Source organism: Streptococcus sp. HMSC071D03 (assembly GCF_001812125.1).
Taxonomy (GTDB): domain Bacteria; phylum Bacillota; class Bacilli; order Lactobacillales; family Streptococcaceae; genus Streptococcus; species Streptococcus pseudopneumoniae_N.
The window spans coordinates 1-950 of the sequence record NZ_KV807795.1 but is presented as its reverse complement, the minus strand read 5'-3'; the positions used below and the strand labels follow the sequence as shown (position 1 = coordinate 950).

10 tRNA genes are annotated in these 950 nt (G+C 51.9%); all 10 read right to left on the bottom strand.

Features of this window, described 5'->3' with window-relative positions:
* Positions 1 to 44: 44 nt before the first annotated feature.
* The 10 genes from HMPREF2837_RS08530 to HMPREF2837_RS08485 all read right to left on the bottom strand — a co-directional run bounded on the left by HMPREF2837_RS08530 (position 45) and on the right by HMPREF2837_RS08485 (position 915).
* Positions 45 to 118 (bottom strand) — tRNA-Ile (locus tag HMPREF2837_RS08530).
* 13 nt (positions 119 to 131) lie between these two features.
* A tRNA-Met gene (locus tag HMPREF2837_RS08525) sits at positions 132 to 205 on the bottom strand.
* Positions 206 to 210: 5 nt separating this feature from the next.
* Positions 211 to 284 (bottom strand) — tRNA-Pro (locus HMPREF2837_RS08520).
* Positions 285 to 299: 15 nt separating this feature from the next.
* A tRNA-Arg gene (locus HMPREF2837_RS08515) sits at positions 300 to 373 on the bottom strand.
* Between the two features lie 8 nt (positions 374 to 381).
* Positions 382 to 467, bottom strand: a tRNA-Leu gene (locus HMPREF2837_RS08510).
* Between the two features lie 7 nt (positions 468 to 474).
* Positions 475 to 546: transfer RNA gene (locus tag HMPREF2837_RS08505), tRNA-Gly, on the bottom strand.
* A 27-nt stretch (positions 547 to 573) separates the two neighbouring features.
* Positions 574 to 646 (bottom strand) — tRNA-Thr (locus tag HMPREF2837_RS08500).
* A gap of 12 nt (positions 647 to 658) precedes the next feature.
* Positions 659 to 740: transfer RNA gene (locus tag HMPREF2837_RS08495), tRNA-Leu, on the bottom strand.
* A 5-nt stretch (positions 741 to 745) separates the two neighbouring features.
* Positions 746 to 818: transfer RNA gene (locus tag HMPREF2837_RS08490), tRNA-Lys, on the bottom strand.
* 24 nt (positions 819 to 842) lie between these two features.
* Positions 843 to 915 (bottom strand) — tRNA-Asp (locus tag HMPREF2837_RS08485).
* Positions 916 to 950 lie beyond the last annotated feature (35 nt).

The following is a 950-nucleotide window of genomic DNA, read 5'->3' as shown; positions in this document are numbered from 1 at the left end:
CCGTTCCCTTCAGCCGGACTTGGGTAATCCTCCATAGTATTTAATGGACCTTGTAGGACTTGAACCTACGACCACTCGGTTATGAGCCGAGAGCTCTAACCAGCTGAGCTAAAGGTCCAACAAGATCATTATAGCGGCGAAGGGGATCGAACCCCCGACCTCCCGGGTATGAACCGGACGCTCTAGCCAGCTGAGCTACACCGCCATCAATCGGGAAGACAGGATTCGAACCTGCGACACCTTGGTCCCAAACCAAGTACTCTACCAAGCTGAGCTACTTCCCGAGTTAAATAGAAAAATGCACCCTAGAGGAGTCGAACCTCTAACCGCCTGATTCGTAGTCAGGTACTCTATCCAGTTGAGCTAAGGGTGCTCTTTATATGCCGAGGACCGGGATCGAACCGGTACGATCGTTACCAATCGCAGGATTTTAAGTCCTGTGCGTCTGCCAGTTCCGCCACCCCGGCCTCTCTAAGCGAACGACGGGATTCGAACCCGCGACCCCCACCTTGGCAAGGTGGTGTTCTACCACTGAACTACGTTCGCATCGACCTCTTGGTTATATTAAAAAAATGCCGGCTACATGACTTGAACACGCGACCCTCTGATTACAAATCAGATGCTCTACCAACTGAGCTAAGCCGGCTTATTTCTATTATGCGGGTTAAGGGACTTGAACCCCCACGCCGTTAAGCGCCAGATCCTAAATCTGGTGCGTCTGCCAATTCCGCCAAACCCGCAATGATGACCCGTACTGGGCTCGAACCAGTGACCCATTGATTAAAAGTCAATTGCTCTACCAACTGAGCTAACGAGTCTAAAATAACTTTCGTTATCTTAAACGGTCCCGACGGGAATCGAACCCGCGATCTTCGCCGTGACAGGGCGACGTGATAACCGCTACACTACGGGACCTATGGGAGTTAACGGGATCGAACCGCTGACCCTCT